Here is a 1,344-nt window from a genome sequence, read left to right on the forward strand (position 1 = left end):
TTTCAGGCGTGTGCTCTTCCGATCTGCCGCCAGCGCGATTGCCAAAGCCCGACGGCGCGACCGGCAGGCTGCCGTAGCCGCTCAGACCCGGCAGCCCCGGCCCGCCGCGACGACCACCGCCACGACGCGGCTGATCCAGCTGCCCGTGCGCCGTCAGCACCGGCTCACGGCCGATGAAGCCCATCGACGTCTGCATCGGATCGGGCTGGCGACGCTCGGCCTGGCCGGTACCGCCACGCTTGCCCTTCTCCTCGGACGGCGCCTTCAGGCCGACGGTCGCCATCAGCTTGCGCACCTGCGCGTCGTCGAGCTCCTCCCAGCGACCGCGCTTGAGGCCGCGCGGCAGCGGAATCGGGCCGTGACGCGTACGGATCAGGCGGCTCACCATCAGGCCGACCGCCTCGAACATCCGGCGCACTTCGCGGTTGCGGCCTTCGGCCAGCGCAACGTGATACCAGTGGTTCGTGCCTTCGCCGCCGCCGTCGCGGATGCGCAGGAAGTTCGCCGGGCCGTCATCGAGCTCGACGCCGTGCAGCAGCTTCTGCCGCATGCCTTCGGCCAGTTCGCCGACGACGCGCACCGCGTACTCGCGCTCGACGCTGTAGCGCGGATGCATGAAGCGGTTTGCGAGGTCGCCCGAAGTCGTCAGCATCAGCAGACCTTCGGTATTGAAGTCGAGGCGGCCCACCGCGAGCCATTTCGCCGTCTTCATCGGCGGCAGGCGGTCGAACACCGACGGACGGCCTTCCGGATCCGCGTGGCTGACGATCTCGCCCGTCGGTTTGTGGTACAGCAGCACGCGCGGCGGCTTGTTCGGCAGCTTGCGCTTGACCGGCTTGCCGTTGATCCGCACCTGGTCGGTCGGCATGATGCGCTGGCCGATGTGCGCGGGCTCACCGTTCACCGACACGCGGCCGGCGACGATCAGCTCTTCCATTTCGCGGCGCGAGCCCATGCCCGCCTCCGCCAGCACCTTGTGAAGCTTCGGCGCGTCGTCGTCCGGCGACAGCACGCGCTTGTTCGCCGGCTGGCTGCGACCGCGGCGCAGCATCGGCGCACGCACGCCGCTACCGCCCGCGGAGTTGTCCGCGTCGAATGCCGGCGACGTCACGTAGGCGAACAGTTCGTCCTGGGACGCATCGCCCTCCACCTTTGCCGCACTACCTTCAGCCTTCGGTGCGCTGCTGCGACGACCCTGGCCGCCTTGGCCGCCCGGGGCCTTGGCCGCGCCTTCGCGCTTGGCGGCCGGCTTGCGAGCACCCTTGGCCGCACCTTCCTTGCGCGGCGCACGTGTCGGCTGCTGCGCTTCGGCGGCTTCGGCCGGCTGCGCGTCAGCGCCTTCGC

1 protein-coding gene is annotated in these 1,344 nt (G+C 70.4%); it reads right to left on the reverse strand.

The features are described from left to right. The coding region (rluB, locus tag G3O00_RS42695; protein WP_206146596.1) for a 23S rRNA pseudouridine(2605) synthase RluB at window positions 1-1,344 on the reverse strand (1,344 nt) is incomplete at both ends.

Source organism: Burkholderia sp. Ac-20384 (assembly GCF_017104605.1).
In the GTDB taxonomy this organism is placed as follows: domain Bacteria; phylum Pseudomonadota; class Gammaproteobacteria; order Burkholderiales; family Burkholderiaceae; genus Burkholderia; species Burkholderia lata.